Origin of the sequence: Phocaeicola coprocola (assembly GCF_041333015.1) — a bacterium.
GTDB classification, from domain to species: Bacteria; Bacteroidota; Bacteroidia; order Bacteroidales; family Bacteroidaceae; genus Phocaeicola; species Phocaeicola coprocola.
The window spans coordinates 324,271-342,907 of the sequence record NZ_JBGKGM010000001.1 but is presented as its reverse complement, the minus strand read 5'-3'; the positions used below and the strand labels follow the sequence as shown (position 1 = coordinate 342,907).

Annotated in this window: 17 protein-coding genes, 1 tRNA gene and 1 pseudogene; 11 read left to right on the top strand and 8 right to left on the bottom strand. The window is 40.0% G+C overall.

Features of this window, described 5'->3' with window-relative positions; genetic code table 11:
• Window positions 1-69 precede the first annotated feature (69 nt).
• A tRNA-Leu gene (locus ACDG22_RS01380) sits at window positions 70-153 on the top strand.
• A gap of 175 nt (window positions 154-328) precedes the next feature.
• Window positions 329-1,138 carry a Fic family protein gene (locus tag ACDG22_RS01375; protein ID WP_007568392.1) on the top strand — a complete coding sequence of 270 codons (810 nt, stop codon included), beginning with the start codon at window positions 329-331 and terminating at the stop codon, window positions 1,136-1,138.
• A gap of 131 nt (window positions 1,139-1,269) precedes the next feature.
• On the opposite strand, the gene ACDG22_RS01370 is transcribed toward ACDG22_RS01375, so the two are convergent.
• The 5 genes from ACDG22_RS01370 to ACDG22_RS01350 all read right to left on the bottom strand — a co-directional run bounded on the left by ACDG22_RS01370 (window position 1,270) and on the right by ACDG22_RS01350 (window position 6,797).
• Window positions 1,270-2,142 (bottom strand): helix-turn-helix domain-containing protein, encoded by an 873-nt coding sequence (locus tag ACDG22_RS01370; protein ID WP_007568394.1) that lies wholly within the window; start codon window positions 2,140-2,142, stop codon window positions 1,270-1,272.
• Between the two features lie 37 nt (window positions 2,143-2,179).
• Entirely contained in the window at window positions 2,180-3,820 is a 1,641-nt protein-coding gene (locus ACDG22_RS01365; RefSeq protein ID WP_007568396.1) for an MFS transporter, read from the bottom strand.
• Between the two features lie 4 nt (window positions 3,821-3,824).
• Entirely contained in the window at window positions 3,825-4,919 is a 1,095-nt protein-coding gene (locus tag ACDG22_RS01360; protein WP_007568398.1) for an HlyD family secretion protein, read from the bottom strand.
• Between the two features lie 51 nt (window positions 4,920-4,970).
• Window positions 4,971-6,296: a TolC family protein gene (locus tag ACDG22_RS01355; protein WP_040311975.1), complete on the bottom strand. Its 1,326-nt coding sequence runs from the start codon at window positions 6,294-6,296 to the stop codon at window positions 4,971-4,973.
• Between the two features lie 261 nt (window positions 6,297-6,557).
• Entirely contained in the window at window positions 6,558-6,797 is a 240-nt protein-coding gene (locus tag ACDG22_RS01350; RefSeq protein WP_007568402.1) for a hypothetical protein, read from the bottom strand.
• Between the two features lie 395 nt (window positions 6,798-7,192).
• Between ACDG22_RS01350 and ACDG22_RS01345 the strand changes: the two genes are divergently transcribed.
• From ACDG22_RS01345 to ACDG22_RS01310, 8 genes and pseudogenes are all read left to right on the top strand, one after another.
• Window positions 7,193-8,092, top strand: coding sequence for a cytochrome c biogenesis protein ResB (locus tag ACDG22_RS01345; RefSeq protein WP_270230126.1), 900 nt, complete (start codon window positions 7,193-7,195; stop codon window positions 8,090-8,092).
• A gap of 33 nt (window positions 8,093-8,125) precedes the next feature.
• Window positions 8,126-8,908 (top strand): cytochrome c biogenesis protein, encoded by a 783-nt coding sequence (locus tag ACDG22_RS01340; RefSeq protein ID WP_007568404.1) that lies wholly within the window; start codon window positions 8,126-8,128, stop codon window positions 8,906-8,908.
• Between the two features lie 52 nt (window positions 8,909-8,960).
• Window positions 8,961-10,345, top strand: a pseudogene (locus ACDG22_RS01335) (cytochrome-c peroxidase).
• Between the two features lie 254 nt (window positions 10,346-10,599).
• On the top strand, window positions 10,600-11,085 hold the full coding sequence (locus ACDG22_RS01330) for a ferritin (RefSeq protein WP_007568407.1): 486 nt from the start codon (window positions 10,600-10,602) through the stop codon (window positions 11,083-11,085).
• 107 nt (window positions 11,086-11,192) lie between these two features.
• On the top strand, window positions 11,193-11,873 hold the full coding sequence (locus tag ACDG22_RS01325; RefSeq protein WP_270230125.1) for an O-methyltransferase: 681 nt from the start codon (window positions 11,193-11,195) through the stop codon (window positions 11,871-11,873).
• A 15-nt stretch (window positions 11,874-11,888) separates the two neighbouring features.
• A complete protein-coding gene (locus ACDG22_RS01320; RefSeq protein ID WP_007568409.1) occupies window positions 11,889-12,458 on the top strand; it encodes a cob(I)yrinic acid a,c-diamide adenosyltransferase in 570 nt (189 codons plus the stop codon).
• A 63-nt stretch (window positions 12,459-12,521) separates the two neighbouring features.
• Window positions 12,522-12,743 carry a DUF2795 domain-containing protein gene (locus ACDG22_RS01315; RefSeq protein ID WP_007568411.1) on the top strand — a complete coding sequence of 74 codons (222 nt, stop codon included), beginning with the start codon at window positions 12,522-12,524 and terminating at the stop codon, window positions 12,741-12,743.
• A gap of 127 nt (window positions 12,744-12,870) precedes the next feature.
• Window positions 12,871-14,091 carry a class I SAM-dependent methyltransferase gene (locus tag ACDG22_RS01310; RefSeq protein ID WP_022125233.1) on the top strand — a complete coding sequence of 407 codons (1,221 nt, stop codon included), beginning with the start codon at window positions 12,871-12,873 and terminating at the stop codon, window positions 14,089-14,091.
• Between the two features lie 69 nt (window positions 14,092-14,160).
• Here ACDG22_RS01310 and ACDG22_RS01305 read toward each other — a convergent pair whose 3' ends face one another.
• Genes ACDG22_RS01305 through ACDG22_RS01295 form a run of 3 tightly spaced genes read right to left on the bottom strand, consistent with a single transcriptional unit; the run spans window position 14,161 to window position 16,703 of the window.
• Entirely contained in the window at window positions 14,161-14,589 is a 429-nt protein-coding gene (locus tag ACDG22_RS01305; protein WP_007568418.1) for a SufE family protein, read from the bottom strand.
• A gap of 15 nt (window positions 14,590-14,604) precedes the next feature.
• Complete coding sequence (locus ACDG22_RS01300; protein ID WP_022125232.1) at window positions 14,605-15,615, bottom strand: M20 family metallopeptidase; 1,011 nt, start codon at window positions 15,613-15,615, stop codon at window positions 14,605-14,607.
• Between the two features lie 23 nt (window positions 15,616-15,638).
• On the bottom strand, window positions 15,639-16,703 hold the full coding sequence (locus tag ACDG22_RS01295) for a M20 family metallo-hydrolase (RefSeq protein ID WP_007568422.1): 1,065 nt from the start codon (window positions 16,701-16,703) through the stop codon (window positions 15,639-15,641).
• A 96-nt stretch (window positions 16,704-16,799) separates the two neighbouring features.
• Here ACDG22_RS01295 and ACDG22_RS01290 point away from each other — a divergent pair, with 96 nt between their 5' ends.
• Window positions 16,800-18,605 (top strand): AMP-dependent synthetase/ligase, encoded by a 1,806-nt coding sequence (locus ACDG22_RS01290; protein ID WP_022125231.1) that lies wholly within the window; start codon window positions 16,800-16,802, stop codon window positions 18,603-18,605.
• Window positions 18,606-18,637 lie beyond the last annotated feature (32 nt).

Below are 18,637 nucleotides of genomic sequence, written 5' to 3'. Positions count from 1 at the left end.
CTTGTGGTTTCAAAATATTTGACTACCTTTGCACCGCAATTAAGGAAATACATATTCCCTGATTTAGTTGCCCAGATGGCGGAATCGGTAGACGCGCTGGTCTCAAACACCAGTGGAGTAACATCCATCCCGGTTCGACCCCGGGTCTGGGTACTGAATGAAAGGCTAAGCGATTAACAATTAATCGCTTAGCCTTTTTGTTTGCCTGATTTTTCCCCACATTTTCCCCACAGGCGCAAAAATATAGTAGTAAGTCATTATTTTCTTTGGCTACGCAATACAAATACACTACCTTTGAAAAGAGATAAATCCAATTAAATAAAAGTCAATGGAACAAGGTGTTTGGCAAGAGATTGAACGGTTATACCAAAAGTTTCAGCAACTTGGTATTAGTGAAGCGGTGGACTATGAAAAGTACTACCTCTATTCTCTTATTACCCATTCTACAGCAATTGAGGGTTCTACACTCACCGAAGCGGAGGCACAAATGCTTTTCGATGAGGGATTGACAGCTAAAGGGAAACCTTTGGTGTATCATTTGATGAATGAGGACTTAAAGAAGGCATATGAGCTTGCCAAAGAGGAAGCCAAAAGTAAGAAACCAATTAATTCAGCATTCTTGCAAAAGTTGAATTCGACATTGATGCGTACGACAGGCAGTATTTATAACGTTATGGGTGGCTCTTTTGATTCTTCCAAAGGTGAATTTCGCTTGTGTGGCGTGACGGCTGGTATTGATGGACGTTCTTATATGAGTTATCAGAAAGTCCCTGCCAAAGTAGAGGAACTTTGCGCTTTATTACAGGAAAAACAGAAGGCAGTGGGAACATTTCGGGAACAATACGAACTAAGTTTCAATGCCCATCTTAACTTAGTGACCATTCATCCGTGGGTCGATGGCAACGGAAGAACCGCCCGCCTACTGATGAATTATATTCAGTTCTGCTACAACCTTTTTCCGACTAAGATATTTAAGGAAGATAGGGAAGAGTATATTTCTGCCTTACGTCAATCACAGGAAGAAGAAACAAATCTGCCTTTTCTGGGCTTTATGGCTGTTCAATTAAAGAAATCGCTCTCTTTGGAAATTGAACGATTTAAGACTTCTCAAAAGAAAATTTTTAGTTTTATGTTTTAGTTGTGATCGTGTTGTTAGTTAATATAGAAAGAGGCTGTCTCATATAACTTGCGGTGAAGTCGTACGAAATCATCCATTTCGCACTTAGTAGTTGCTTTTTTTATACAGATCTTAGCCATAATGAAGGCGAATTAAAAAGTGATGTTCTTGCGATATTGTCCAGGAGACATGCCCATTTGCTTTTTGAAGAAAGTTCCAAAAAAAGAGGCATTAGGAAAATTGAACATATCTGCAATTTCTTGTATGTTTTTCTGTGTATTTTTTAAAAGAGAAATACTCTTCCGTATAATGGACTTAGACACCAAATCCTTTACTGTATATCCGCATATTGATTTGCATATGACAGAAAGGTATTTAGGTGAGAGACATAATTTATCGGCATAAAACTCCACTCCACGTTCCTGCATATAATACTGTTCAATCAGCGAAATAAGCTTTAAGAACACCTCATTACGATGTCCCATCGCATTCTGATTGTTCATCAACTTACGATTATAGAGCGAACAGAGCCGATGGGTCAGTGCCAGCAGCAACAGTTTCTGCTCATACTGACGGAAAGTATCATTTTGAAGAAGGGTAGCATCAAGCTGCATCATATAACGGAGTAACTCATCCTCTTCGCCAGTCTGCCAAACATAACAAGGTTTGGGCACTAACTGAGAATAAAGGTACATAGATACGACCTGATTCCCTAAAATATCACGGATAGGTTCAACCTGATACAGCAGGAAATGCACATCCAAATCAGAAGACTCTTCCATAACCCGAAACTCCGCTCCATCAGGAATAAACAAGGTTTCTCCGGCAGATGCTCGCATCACACAACGATTCAGGGCAAAAGTAAAAAACCCTTGCATACAAATCACTATTCCCACCCCACTGACCAAAAATGGGGTGTGAAAGAGAATTGGGAAGGAGGAAATACTTCCTTCCGAACTGCATATGTCATCTCGCCTAAACAAAGCCTTTCCTAATAATGTAATACGTTCTTGAACTGTCTTCATACATGCTTGTCCGTGTGCATTAGGCACTTTCAAGCGACTAAGATACTAATTTTCTCTTAGAATAAGGCACAACCAGCACAAATATTGCACATGCCAGACAGGCATAGAGTGTCCAGCCTGCCATTTCCTTGACTGCAACCAAAGTGGCCTGTACCTGAACACGTCCCTTGACGGACATGGCTGCCATGTTCACTGCTTCAGCCTTACTTTTTCCCTGATAACTCATGCCACGTACGGTACTCATAAAAGAAGCGGAAGCGTCAGGATGTAGCAAATCAATATCTTGTGCATAACGGGTAACATAGTTCTGCTGACGCTCCTGCAGGGCATTGGTATATACTGCCGCGCCCAAACTGGGAGCAATGACCATACGGATGGTAATCATGGTACAAATCCATGATGACAGAAATTTATAAGGCATCCGCTGAGTGGCATAAGTGGGAATGAGCGAATAGAGCATCATCATGCCTGTGGAACGGATAATAACCGGATATTTCATCCGTTCATACAGACCATCCGTCTGCACCTCAAAATACATAAAAAGAGCAGCCAAGCCCAACATGACAAATCCGCCTGCAAAGATATATTTGAAATGCACCTTCTTCATGCTGAGAAAGATGGTAATCATCCCCCCGATGAAATAGCCCAACATGGTCCAGTTGCCCAGCGAAGCATTCTGCCAGTTATCCAGTTTCATGCCAATGCCGGCAAACACATTGACAAACATGGCGCTGGAATTGAGAAACATTAGCAAAAAATAGAACAATACTCCCATACGAATGGTGCGCAACTTCAGCACGCCCACCTGATAATACGGACTGCGGTGTGTGGATTCCATATAAAAGAATAAAGCACCCGTAAGAACTGCAGTAATCGCGGCCATGCGGATAGTAGGATCATCCCACCAGTCCAGCACCTTTCCATACACCATGACATATGTAAAACACACCAGCGGAATGCAGAACAAGGTAGCATTGCCAAACTGACGGAAATTAATGGGGAAACGCTTGTTCTGGAAGCGATGGTATGGCATGGTTACGAAAATAACCAGGATACATACCAACAGCATCCCCATCATATAGTAATACACATACTGCCATTCATATTCATAAGCCAGCCAGGCAGTCAGCGATGTTCCCAGCTGTCCTAATATCATAAAGAACAGATAAATGCCAGGCTGCGCTATGCTTCGTTCAATATCAAGCTTATCCCAGCCCTCACCGTCTACCGGCTCCAGCCCCGGCTTAATTTTCAAATAGGCCTCAATGCGCCCTGCATAAAGGATTAAGGTGAACAGGTTGACCATCATCAGTACCATGCGAAGGAAGCCCATCAACACACTACAGAGAGCCAACAAAAAGATACTGTCGGTTTCGGCACAAATATAGCTGAGCACATACATCATGGAAAAACCGGCCAGACACATCATTTTTTCTCTTCGAATCACCACCAGCCGGTATAAAAACGGACAAAAAGCAGCCATCCCGATGGAGGTGGCAAAATTGGTAAAAGTGATATGTTCTGAGATGATACCCAGCCCGCTCATCATCTCAGTACTGTTCACAGAATACACACCACCCACAGTAAGAATGGGGATGAACATCAACACCAATATCAGAATGCCCAACCACTTGGGCACCCAATTGTAGAACGGATAATTTCTTGGATAAGAGGGCATAACATCAGAGTTTAGCTTTCACAACCACCATCATACCTGCAGCCAGGCGATCATTGTCTTCTTCAGAAAGATTGATAAAATCAATGCGAACCGGAATACGCTGTTGAATTTTTACAAAATTACCGGCAGAATTATCAGTAGGAACTAAAGAATACTTGGCTCCAGTTGCACCGGAAATAGCAGTAATCTTACCCGTAAACTCTTTATTACTTACTGCATCCACCTTTATCCTTACTTCCTGACCGATAGCCAGATTTTCCACTTGAGTCTCTTTGTAATTGGCAATCACCCACTTCTGAGTATCCGGCAAGATATATGTAATGGTCTGCCCGGCAGTAATGTATTGACCTTCCTCTAAAGCCCGACGTCCCAGCTTACCGTCACACGGAGCCACGACTACAGTATAAGACAGATTCAATTTGGCCATCTCCAACGCCGCTGTGGCACGCTGAATACCGGCTTCCACATTTTCACGACGATGCGAAACTTCATTCACACCGGACAAGGCTGCACTGCGCTGACGTTTCGTAGCTTCCAGTTTGCGTTGTAGAGCAGAATATTCAGTTTCAATCTGCTCCAGCTGTATGGGCGTAGCAGCATTACGTTTCACCAGATTTTCATAACGCTGACGGTCTTTTTCCAATTTTGCCAGACGAATTTCAATTTCAGAAATAGAAGCATCATACACCGAAGCTGTGGTTTGTGTCGTCTGAAGTGTGGCGCCAATTACAGTAGCTCCGGCCAATGCATCCTTCAAGGCAGCCTCAGTTTCCATCACACGGATCTTGTATTCACGGTCATCCAGCACCAACAGCGTATCACCTTTGTGCACTTCCTGATGTTCGGTGAAATAGATTTTCTTGATATAACCTGAAGCACGCAGATTAACCGGCGAGATATATTGCTCTATTTGAGCATCATTACTGGATTCTGTATTTTTATAATCCAGAAACAAGAAAGTAACCTGAATAATCCCCCAAACTAAAATAGCTATACCAATCAGGCTTACCACACGCTGGCGGGTGCGCAATTTTCTCAATTTCTTAGCCTGTTCGTGATGTGTGCTCATTGCAGCACTGTTTTTATCTGTTGTTTCCATATGTTTAAAATTGATAGCTGATCATTGACTATGAATAAAATAATTGAGAACTTACTTCAGCAGACTTTCTACACGTCCAGTCAACTTCAGCAAAGAAAGGTGAGTTACACGATAGTTATAATGCGCACTGATATAGTTGTTCTGCGCTTCACTCATACGCATTTCATCCTGTAAAACCTCTGTCATGGAGGCAATACCCTCCCGATAGCGGTCAGATGTTACCTCATAGACATCCTCCGCCAAAAGATAATTATCCTTTTGTTTCTTGAAATTGCGTTGGTTATTCATCAAATCGTTCGTAGCGTTGATATATTGTGTCTCCAGATTCTTCCGCGTATTCTCTTGCGCCAAACGAATATTCTCCAGATCAATTTTCGCCTTGCGAATTTTATACCTCTTATCTAATCCATCAAAAATAGGGACACGCAGTGCCAAGCCTAAACCATAAGAACGATACCAATGATTGGAGGGGCCGGAATGAAACCAATGATGAAGCTTATCCGTATAAGCCGTATACATCCAGTTGCCCGTCAATGTAAGTGAAGGAATGTATCCATGGGAAATCATCTTTTTCTGCCGTTCTGCCAAGTCGCTCTTCGACTGAAGCAACTGAAGCTCATACAGATTTTCTGACAAGCCGGTCAATTCAATCGGAGCAATAGTTTCAGCATTCACCGGTTCCAGCGTTATATCTTTCTCTGCCGGATAATCCATCACATATTTCAGCATATTCAGCTGTTGAGCCAGCATGGCCTGTGCATTGTCATACTGTACCTGCAAGTTTTCCAGGTTTATATTGACACGCTTCACATCCACCTCCATAGCCATGCCATTGTCATAGAAAGCCACCGTAATGTCACGCAATTCCTCCAGACGCGCAATATTGGCTTTAACCAGCGTTATCTGCTCGGCCGTGGCCTGTCCCAGATAGTACATCTTAGCAATCTGCATCATCAAGTCCTCGCGCGCTTTTTCATAAGACAGACGGCTGATTTCATCCAATACCTTCGAAATGGAAAGAGCGGTATAAACCGTCTGATTATAGAGTGGCATTTGAAGCTGCAATCCGGCTGCGGCATTATACTGCAGCGTCTGGGTTACATTATAAGGTTTGTCATAAGCAGAACCGTCTGTTACGGACACTGGAGGATCGAAGTTGTCGTTAAAATTAGCCACTCCATTAATTTGCGGTAATAACTTGGCACGGTTTTCAGAAATAGCATATTTGCTTTTTTGAATCTCATTGCGCTGTCCCCGGAGAGAAAGGTTATTTTCAATACCCCAACGAAGACAATCATCCAAAGTAAGCACCTCTTGCGCACGGCTGCCTGCTACAGCACCCCATGCAACGGTAAAAATGAATATTAGTTGTTTCATATCAATACTTTCATAATCAACTGCAAAGATAGAGGGGTTTCCAAATAGGGCAATATTCACTTTTAAGAAGATAATATTCATTTTTGCCTTTTTTCTAGAGATGAGTCTTAGGCTCAAAATCATTTTCCATGCCGCTGTCATCGCTACAAGATGAGAGTGAAAATGCAATTGTGGCAAATAAATAGATGCATTGCTTGATGTTCATATGAACTTTGTTTATTGGTTAATTGGTATGGCGGTTGATGCGCTCAATCCTATCTGTCAAATTCTTCCTTGAAGATGTTTTTTTATTTGCCGTATGTTATTGGAAATGTTAATAATCACCATACATACAGCCCAAGTAATGATTACAGAAACTACTCCACCGAAGAAACAGCCCCAGCCTAATGCTTCATTGTCATCACCTACAACAATGCCAATAATGATAGAACCTATAAGTCCTAAAACTAATACTGCATAGGAGAAGAATGTGAGAATTGATTCTGCCGAATTATCGCCCAAGGATGATGATGTATTGGGTTGTGTTGAATGGGCATTAGATATTTCATTTTTGGGGGAATTCTCATTGAGTCCCAGTGCGTTTTTACTTCGTCCATTATCTGAGTCTTTTTTTAAAATTAAAAATGAATAATATAAGTCCTATAGGAGCAATCCAATCAATTAATTGGAAAATATAGAATGATAGGGGTTGGTAACTTAACCAGCCTTTTTGAAATCCATCATAGATAGAAATGCTTTCTTCAAAGAGAGCCGAGAGATTCTTGTTTTAGTATATATGTTAATTGGTTTGAGCCAGATGCATTTTATTTAAAAGAGTCTGTATTATTTTTTATATTAAAAATGTAATAATAGCAAATATGTATTATCTTTGTGTTTATTTCACCAACCAAAGATGAATGAACTTAACGACTAGCCTATTATTTTCATTGCTGTTTCTGCTATCGGTAGTATTACAGTGCATATTTGGAAATTTTTCATTTGAGTTTTTTGCTTTTCCATTGAATGCTGTAATAGCATTATTATGGATAGTTCTGATATGGTATGGCTATAAAGAATTGCGCAATTGGGTTATAGTCCGTATTTTACTTTCTTCCTCTGCTACACGATGGACATTAGGTTGGTTTTTGGCCGGATGTCTGGTGATTGGTTTATTTCCACAGTTGTCGCCTGAAGATGCTACCAGAAAACAAGGGCCATTTGCAATGTTGGGGTGTTATAATTTTATGTCATCCTGGATATTTGTAGCCGGACTTTTTAGTTTGCTTACCCATTTGGGAATGATTACCGTTCGTCGTTATCTGCTGTCTGGAAAAAAACATTGGCGTTTTATTCTGAATCATGCTGGATTATGGCTGGCTTTGTTTGCCGGTTTTGTGGGAAGTGCCAGTGAACAAACATTGCGTCTTCCTGTTTTTCGTGATAAGCCCAATAATGAAGCATTTACTTCTCAGGGAAGAACCGTTTTTTTAGATAAACCGTTTCAACTGAAAGGGTTTGCAGTCGAACATTATGCTAATGGCACTCCACGGCATTTTTTTGCAGATATTATTGTTGATGAACAAGTAATTCGTTTGGAGGTAAACCATCCATATAGTGCAGGTTGGGGAGAGGATTATTACCTTACATCGTATGATATGCATTCGCCTGAACCAGCATATTGCGTAGTACAAATAGTGCGTGAACCGCTAAAATATGTCATGTTGGCCGGAATTATAATGATGCTGGTGGGAGGATTTCTTTTGTTTCTGGAAGGACCGAAGAGAAGTGATGCATCTTCTGCTGAAAAGCAAAATTAGTTGTCTGTTTATTTAAGTTAACCGATTTTGGAAATGATAACCTGGGATAATTTCTATTTGTTTGCTATCGTTGCTGTGGCTTTATGGATATTGGGAGCTGGATTTGCTTTGTTTTCCAACGTAAAAAGTCGTATGGCAGTCATATTGAGTGTGTTGGGCACAATAACTTTGAGCGTTTTTATAGCTGGCTTCTGGATTAGTTTACAGCGCCCTCCGCTACGTACCATGGGAGAAACACGGCTTTGGTATTCTTTTTTTATGGGAGTGTCTGGACTGCTTACTTATCTTCGGTGGAAGTACCGTTGGATTTTGGCTTTTTCTACAATAGTAGGAACTGTGTTTGTTTTACTTAATATTTTGAAGCCTGAAATTCATGACCAGTCGTTGATGCCTGCTTTGCAAAGCTTTTGGTTTGTACCCCATGTCACAGTCTATATGTTTTCTTATTCCGTATTGGGATGTGCTTTTATTCTTTCTTGTATGGGGCTTTACCGTCATCGGGAAAATTATCTGGAGGCTGCTGATAACCTGGTGTATACCGGGGTTGCTTTTTTTACTATCGGTATGCTTACCGGAGCTATTTGGGCAAAAGCTGCGTGGGGGCATTACTGGAGTTGGGATCCCAAAGAAACTTGGGCTGCTTTTACCTGGGCGGGATATTTGTTGTATATACATTTGCGGCTATTCCGACGTTCGTCTCCACGTACATTGTATTGGGTCCTGATTGTTTCTTTTCTTTCTCTTCAAATGTGCTGGTATGGTGTGAATTATCTTCCTTCTGCCCAGCAAAGCATACATTTATATAACCGTTCCTGAATATTAAAATAGTGATAAATAGACCAAGTTGTTTAACTCTAACTAACAAATTATGAAGAAAAGTTCTAAGATTATTCTGTCAGTGTTGGTGGTGGCTGTAGTACTTTTCGGTACATACCGGATTGTGAATAAGGCTCCTTCAACCAGTTTGGACAGTAATGCTCAGATGGCGGAAATCATTGAGAGCAGTGGGTGTATGGCATGTCATACAGCAAATCCTCAACTCCCGTTTTATGCGAACTTCCCTTTTGCCGGTAAATTGGTAAAGGAAGATATTCGGTTGGCGTATCGTTCTTTTGACATGGATCCAATGATGGAAGCGCTGAAGAAAGGGAAAAAATCAGTGAAGTAGATTTGGCAAAGGTGGAAAAAGTAATTCTTGATGGGTCTATGCCTATGGTCAAATATTATTTGATACATTGGGGAGCTTCACTGAGTGATACTGAAAAGCAGATGGCATTAAATTGGGCGAAAGAACAGCGTGCTGCTTTTTATCCGAATTTACTTGCTGATGCGAAATGGAATAATGAAACCATTCGCCCGATTCAGAATTCAGTGGCTGTCGACGTTCGTAAGGTTATATTAGGAAATTTGCTTTTCCATGATGTACGTTTGTCTTCAGACAATACGGTTTCTTGTTCTTCTTGTCATGGTCTGAATACCGGAGGAGTGGATAATAAGCAATATTCTGAAGGAGTTGGTGGACAATTTGGTGGTGTAAATGCTCCTTCGGTATATAATGCACATTATAATTTTGTGCAGTTTTGGGATGGACGTGCAGCAACTTTGGCTGATCAGGCGGCTGGTCCTCCTTTGAATCCTGTGGAAATGGCAAGTACTTCGTTTGATGAGATTTGTGAAAAATTGAATGCAGATGCTGACTTCTCGAAAGCTTTTAAGGAAGTATATCCTGACGGCTTTAATCAGGCGAATATTACCGATGCTATTCAGGAATTTGAAAGAACATTGCTTACTCCTAACTCTCGTTTCGATAAATACCTGAAAGGAGATGAAACAGCTATGACTGCAGATGAACTGGCTGGCTACGATTTGTTCAAGAAATATAACTGTGCCACTTGTCATGTTGGAGAAAATATGGGAGGACAATCGTATGAATTGTTGGGTATTAAGCATGACTATTTCGCAGACAGAGGTACTGAGTTGACCATTGAGGATAATGGACGTTTTAAGGAAACAAAAAATGAAAGAGACAGACATCGTTTCAAAGTACCTGGCTTGCGTAATGTAGCTCTGACTGCTCCTTATTTCCATGATGGAACACAGGCTACTCTTGATGAAACCGTCAAGGCAATGGCTAAATATGAAATAGGTGTCGATTTGAATGATCAGGAAGTTAAGCAGCTTGTTGCATTCCTGCATACATTAACCGGTGAATATCAAGGTAAGTTGCTGGTTAATGACAATGACGTGCACTAAGACTATTTGTATCTTGAAATATCCTGTCATTTGATGATGGGATATTTCTTCTCTGTTTGTCTTTCTCTGCCGTGCCTTTTTGTCAAACCTCTGTTATCTTTGTTTCAGATTGAACTGTGACAACTTGGCAGAATTGTTCAAAGATAACCTTGGTGACTTAATATTTCATAAAAACTTACTGTAGAGAAAGATTGTTGGCATTTCATTTGTTTATAAAGTAGTGTAAGATTACTACTTTTAAAATTAAAGATATTATGATCTCAGAAAAATTACAAAAAGCAATCAACGATCAGATTACAGCTGAAATGTGGTCGTCTAATCTTTATTTGTCTATGTCTTTCTATTTGAAGAAAGAAGGTTTTGATGGCTTTGCACATTGGATGAAGCTACAGTCTCAGGAAGAGCTGCAACACGCTTATGATCTTGCTGATTACGTAGCAAAACGTGGTGGAGTTGCGTTGGTTGATAAAATCGATGTTGTTCCACAAGGATGGGGTAGCGTACTCGAAGTGTTCGAACATGTTTACAAACATGAATGCCACGTTTCTGAATTGATTGACAATTTGGTAAATGTAGCTTCTGAGGTTAAAGATAAGGCTTCTCAAGATTTCTTGTGGGGATATGTTCGTGAACAGGTAGAAGAAGAAGCTACAGCTCAGGGTATCGTTGAAAAGCTGAAGAAATGCGGTGACCATGCAGGTATTTTGTATCTGGATGATAAACTGGGCTCACGCAAGTAAAAAAGATGTAGATTGTTTTTTTTAGTCTATTGATATATTGCCATCCGATAATTTTCGGATGGCAATATTTTTTCTATCTTTGTTCACCGTACTAAAGAAGATAATTTATGCCGAACCTGTTTTTACGTGGATGGAATTGGTGCTGTCGTTTCCGCCATCGGTGTGGATATGGAGTACATTCTCCTTCCGATTTTTTTCTGATAACTTTTGTCGTTTATGAGCGTTTGGCATTTTATGCCTATAATTTGTTGCATGCCAAAAGAAAACAAGTTGAAAACTTGCCTCATTATCGTGAAAAAACGGATCGGTTGTTATTTCGTTTGGTGAATCATTTGCAGCCTCGGAATATGCTTGAAGTAGGAACCGGTAGTGGTTTATCGGCTAGGTATATGAGTGAAGCGAAGCATGTGCCTTTGTATACATTTGATGAAGGGAAAGAACACGAAGAAGTTATATCTTTGCTGAAAGATGCTCCTGAGGTAGATTATCGTTGCGGAAATGTCCTCTCTCTGTTGAGAAGTCGTGTAGAGGGACAGTCTTGTCCGGATATCGTGCATATTGCTTTTACTCCTTATTATAAGGAAGCATTTGACATGCTTCTTCCTTATGTTACTTCAAGGACTTGTTTTTTTATAGGCTCGCCTTATGCGACTAAAGAAAAACGTCAATGGTGGAAGCAGGTTGTAGCTGATTCAAGAACTGGAGTGACGTTCGACTTGTATGATGTGGGCTTGGTCTTTTTTGATAAAAAAAGGATAAAAGAACATTGCATTGTGAATTTCCTTTAATAACATATTTGTACTATGAAAAAGAGTGTAATTTATACCCGGACGGGAGATGGTGGAACAACTTCGCTGGTTGGAGGAATGAGAGTTCCTAAAACACATATACGTTTGGAAGCATATGGTACAGTGGATGAGCTGAATGCTAATATTGGTGTTTTAGCAACCTGTGTAGAGGATGTTGCGATTTGTGACTTTCTTTTATATATCCAGCACAAGCTTTTTTCACTCGGGGCCTATTTGGCAACAGACCAGTCTGTGACTGAACTGCATGTAGAAAGTCAGATTTCTGCTGAAGCAATAAAGCGTTTGGAGACTGCTATTGACGAACTGGATAACTCTTTGCCCCCATTGAAGGCATTTGTTCTTCCGGGAGGAGCATTCTCTGCATCGTTGTGTCATGTTTGCCGTACGGTATGTCGCCGTGCTGAGCGTAGAATATTGGCACTGGAAGAACATGAAAATTGTATAATTGATCCTGAAATAAAGCAATTTGTGAACAGATTGTCTGATTATTTGTTTATTCTTTCCAGAAAGTTAAATCAATTAACACAGCATGATGAAATTTATTGGGATAAGAGTTGCAAATGAAAGAATTTGTTATACTTTTGTGGCTCAATAATAGAATGTAAAACTTTTTAAAACTAAGATACTATGTATTGGACATTGGAATTGGCCTCAAAGCTGGAAGATGCACCATGGCCTGCTACAAAAGATGAGTTAATCGACTACGCTATGCGTTCAGGAGCACCGCTGGAAGTTATTGAAAACTTGCAGGAGATGGAAGATGAAGACGAAATTTATGAAAGCATAGAAGATATTTGGCCGGATTATCCGAGTAAAGAAGATTTTTTCTTCAACGAGGAAGAATATTAAGGAAGTGTATACTTCCGTTCCTGTTTTATATATCCCGCTAAAAAATATTTTTAGTGGGATATTTTTTTATTTGTTACTTTTATTGGAAAAGTGAAGTTGTTTTATTTCTCTGAAAACATAAAATCAAATGAAAGAAATATCTCCTGAAACATCCTGTTTTATTTGTAAAAATCGTCATGAAGATGTACGGCAACTTGCTTTACAAGCCTCAAAGTATCCAGATGTAAATATGGCTGAGGCTGTTGTACAGATAGCGGGATGGCAGATTGCTGAAAAGAAGATTCCTCTATGGGCGCAGACCGAAGGGATACGTTATCCGCAGCATTTGTCAATGGAACAATGTTCATCGGAAGTTACTGCACGATATAAGGCTTCATTAGTAAAAGGAGATAGCTTTGCAGATTTAACAGCTGGTTTAGGAGTAGATTTTTCGTTTATAGCTCGTAACTTTAATCAGGCAGACTATGTAGAACGACAGGAAGTATTGTGTGAGCTGGCACAGCATAATTTTCCGTTGTTAGGTCTGAACCATGTGAGGATACATCAAGCAGATGGAACTGAGTTTCTGAAAACAATGAAACCAGTAGATTGTTTGTTTCTTGATCCAGCTCGTCGCGACAGTAATGGTGGTAAGACTGTTTTGATTGCTGATTGTGAACCGGATGTATGTGCACTCGAGGATTTGTTGGTTGAACGAGCGCATACGGTAATGATAAAGCTTTCCCCAATGCTTGATATGGCTTCGGCATTAAACGAACTGAAGTATGTGAGTGAAATACATATTGTAGCTGTTAATAACGAGTGTAAAGAGTTGATAATTATTCTTGATAAGGAAAAAATTGAGGGTAAATGTATTGATAATGAAATTGTTATAAGTTGTGAACAGATTGTTAATAACTTTGTTCATCAACACCTCGATTTTACGATTTCGGAGGAGAAGAAAGCTGTATGTACGTTGGCTGAAAAGGTAGAGAGCTATCTTTATGAACCGGGAGCCGCTTTATTGAAAGCAGGAGCTTACCGTATTTTGTCAGAGAGGTATGGTGTGAAAAAACTTCACGCTAATAGTCATTTGTATACTTCGGATGTGGAAGTAGATTTTCCCGGTCGTTGTTTCCGGGTATTGGCTGTATCGGGATTTGGGAAAAAGGAATTGAAAAGTTTTTTGCAAGGTGTAGAGAAGGCAAATCTGACAGTACGTAATTTCCCTTCTACGGTGGCCGAGCTCCGTAAGAAGCTGAAGCTAAAAGAGGGTGGGGATGTTTATCTATTTGCCACAACTCTTGCCAATGGAGATAAAGTATTGATTAAATGTGAGAAACTTAACTCTGAAAAGAATATTAGCTAACAATAAAAATGCCGCTTTTCTATCTAAAATGAAAAGCGGCATTTTTATTGTCTTGAAGGTTGATTATATTTATTCAGCTTGTTTTGCTTTGAAGGCCAGAGCATACATACGCATTTGTTTTACCATAGCCAGTAAGCCATTGCTACGAGTTGGTGACAAATGTTCTTTTAACCCGATCTTTTCAATAAAATAGAGATCGGAATTTAAAATTTCATCGGGGGTATGTCCTGATACAACTTTGATTAATAAAGCAATGATACCTTTTACTATCAAGGCGTCGCTTTCTGCCTGAAAGACTACATTTCCATCTTCCATATCAGCCTGAAGCCATACACGGCTTTGACAGCCATCTATCAGATTTTGCTCTGTTTTATATTTTTCATCGAGTGGTTCTTGTTCATTTCCCAAGTCGATAAGTAACTGGTATTTATCCATCCAGTCGTCGAAGTCACTGAATTCTTCGATTACCTCGTCTTGAAGTTCGTTGATTGTTTTCATACTTTATTCTTGTTATTATTTTTCGTTATATATTACTGTCATGACAGTCTGACCAACAGCTTGTAAAGTTGCTTTGTCAATATTATCCATGTTGTCGTTTATGGTGTGCCAGGTAGGATTAAAACCTTCTCCATTATTAGGATTGAAGTCAATGATATCTACGCATGGTATCTGTCTGAAACGATTTACATATACATGGTCATCGGTTACTTCTCCACCGTCATTTTTAATGAAATGTTTGGAGTATCCTAGGTTGTGGGCTATATCCCAAATCTTTTGCATAGGCTGGCTGGCTGTACGTTTGGAATATCCTTCGTAATAGAATGTCGCATTTTTCCCTCCTACCATGTCAAGCAATATACCGAAGCGTGCCTTATAGTCGGGAGTATGTGGAATGCGTCCCCAATATTGGGATCCCAGACACCATGTATCTGCTTTATAAGGACCGTCATAGAAATCTGGAGTGCCGTAATCTTCCGAATCAAAAAATATGATATCGATTCCGATGGCTGGAGCCTGCTGTTGTAAGTGGCGTGCTATTTCCAGTAAAACACCAACACCGCTGGCTCCATCGTTTGCTCCATCGATAGGAGTATGGTGATGTTTCTCTTCGCCAGCATCTGCATACGGGCGAGTGTCCCAGTGTGCAAATAACAGAACACGCTTTTTAGTATCAGGATTATACACTCCAATAATATTACGTGATTTCAATATTGTGCCGTTGTAGGCCATAAGGTCGGCGTATTGGTTGTAAACCTTAGCTCCGAAACTCTCCAATTGTTTAGCCAAATAATCACCGCAGGCACGATGGGCTTCCGTGTTTGGAACACGGGGACCAAAATCTACTTGTTTTTTTACATAGATGTAGGCACTGTCAGCATTGAAGTCAGGAGCTTTGACTAAGGGCGTACTGTTGTTTTCGTTTTCTTGGCTATTCTTATTGTTACTGCTGCCACAAGCTGTAAGAAGGAGTATTCCTGCCAACAACAGATAAAACAAATTGAATATCTTTCGGAGTAATTGCATAGTTTTCTTTTTAAATGAGTGGTTTATAATTTTAGTCCGTCCAATATTGAAATATAGTTGCCGATAGCTTCTTCTATTTCGGCTACCATGATATATTCATCAGCAGTGTGCGAACGTGAAGATTTACCCGGACCTATTTTTACCGAAGGGAAAGGCATGAGTGCCTGATCGGAAAGAGTAGGAGATCCGAAAGGCGTCTTTCCGAGTTCAACAGCCCGTTGTACAAATGGATGATTAATGTCTATACGTGAGGAGTTGAGACGGAATGAACGTGCTTTTGCCTCGCAGCTGATATGAGAAGTGATTTCTTTGAATAGTTCCTCATTAGAATAGAATTCATTACTTCGGATATCAACAACGAAAGTACATATGTCTGGCACAACGTTATGTTGTGTACCTGCATTAATCTGTGTAACACTCATTTTGACAGGTCCCAGTAAAGAAGATTCTTTAGGGAAGCGGAACGTGCGAAACCATTCTATATCGCTCAGTACTTTATATATTGCATTATCGCCTTCTTCGCGTGCTGCATGACCGGCTTTTCCACGTGCAGTAACATCAAGTACCATCAATCCCTTTTCTGCAATAGCAGGATTCATTTCTGTCGGCTCACCAACGACTCCCAATGTAATAGGAGGTAATTGCGGTAAAACACTTTCTATTCCGTTTTTGCCGGAAACCTCTTCTTCGCATGAAGCAAGGAAGATGAGGTTGTAATTTTGCTCAGTCGCACACAAGTACCGGTATGCTTGAAATAAAGATACCAGACTGGCACCTGCATCGTTGCTTCCCAGACCGTAGAGCTTACCGTTTTCCATTTTAGGAGTAAAAGGTTGTTTGCGCCAGCCGTTAACTGGTTTTACGGTATCTATATGCGAGTTAAGCAATATAGTTGGGCGTTGAGTATTGAACATCGGGCTGATACACCAGATATTATTTCCTGATCTGCCGGTCATGATACCGGTTTCTTCTATATAGTTTTGTAAAAAATCGGCAGCAGCTTCTTCTTCCCTGCTGATAGAAGGGATACCGATTAGAGCTTGAAGTAATGTTAATGCTTCAGATGTGTAGTAACCAATGTCTAACATAAAAAAAGATTCTGTTTTGTGCAGCAAAGATACTTCATTTATTCCAAATTAAACTCTATCTTTGCATTCAGCGATAATAAAATAACTAAATTTTAAATGAGTAATTCTTATTTATCTACTTTGATTTGCCGGCAGGCAAAAAAATATGGTGATCGTATAGCCTTAAAATATCGTGACTATGAAACTGAAAGCTGGATATCTGTTTCATGGAATCAGTTTGCTGAAAAGGTAAATTGGGTTTCGAATGCTTTGATTGCATTGGGGGCAGAAGTTCAGGAAAATATCGGCGTTTTTTCTCAGAATATGCCGGAATGCTTGTATACGGATTTTGGTGCGTTCGGAAGTCGGATTGTTACCATTCCATTATACGCTACGAGTTCGGAAGCACAGGTACACTATATATTGCAGGATGCTGGAATCCGTTTTTTATTTGTGGGAGAACAATACCAGTATGACGTAGCTTGTCGTGTACAGAATTTATGTAAAACACTGAAACAGATTATTATATTCGATCCGAAGGTAAAGCGCTCTGCTTCTGATACAAATTCTATATATTATTCGGATTTCCTGAAGTTAGGAATGGAGAGAAAGTTCCAGGCAGAAGTAGACAAACGCACCTCTGAATCGGGAAACGGAGATTTGGCCAATATCCTTTATACTTCTGGAACAACAGGAGAGTCGAAGGGAGTCATGTTGCATCATTCGTGTTATGAAGCTGCTTTTGCGGCACATGATGGTCGGTTGACGACCTTAGGAGAATCGGATGTCGTTATGAATTTTCTTCCTTTTACTCATATTTTCGAACGTGCTTGGAGTTATTATTGTATAAATAAGGGATGTTTACTTTGTATTAATCTACGTCCGCAGGATATACAGAAAACTATTAAGGAGATTCGTCCTACTGCAATGTGCAGTGTTCCTCGTTTTTGGGAGAAAGTATATGCAGGAGTTCAGGAAAAAATAAATGAGACAACAGGTTTGAAGAAGAGTTTAATGCTTGATGCCTTAAAGGTGGGAAAAGAGCATAATATAACTTATCTGATGAATGGTAAGACTCCTCCTCCATTGTTGCATATGAAATATAAGTTCTATGAAAAAACAATTTATAGCTTACTGAAAAAGACAATTGGTATTGAGAATGGAAATTTCTTCCCGACTGCAGGAGCTGCCATTCCGCGTGCGGTGGAAGAATTCGTTCATTCAGTAGGCATAAATATGATTGCAGGTTATGGACTTACAGAAACTACGGCTACAGTATCTTGTTGTTGGTTTGATAGTTTCCGTATTGGTTCTGTAGGTCGTGTCATGCCAAATCTGGAAATAAAGATAGGGGAAAACAATGAGATTCTTCTTCGGGGTGAGACAATAACAAAAGGTTATTATCGGAAAGAAGCAATGACACGTCAGGTGTTGACTGAAGATGGATGGTTTCATACAGGAGATGCCGGTTATATAGAAGACAGCTTCTTATTTTTGACAGAACGTATTAAAGATTTGTTTAAAACCTCTAACGGAAAGTATATTGCCCCCCAGGCCATCGAAACAAAATTGGTCGTAGATCGTTATATAGATCAGATATCTATTATAGCCGACCAGCGTAAATTTGTTTCGGCTTTGATTGTACCTGAATATGGGCAAGTAAAGAAGTATGCGGAAGAACATCATATTGCGTATACTGATATGAAAGATTTGTTGCAGAAGCAGGAAATACTGGATTTGTTCCGTTTGCGTATTGATACATTGCAACAGGAGTTCGCCCACTACGAGCAGATAAAACGTTTCACTCTGCTGCCAGAACCTTTTAGTATGGAAAAGGGTGAACTTACTAATACGCTGAAAATAAAGCGTCCGGTATTGATGAAAAATTATGCTAAGGAAATAGAAAAAATGTACGAAGAGTAAAGGATATAAGGCTGCAATAAAACCGGTTTGTT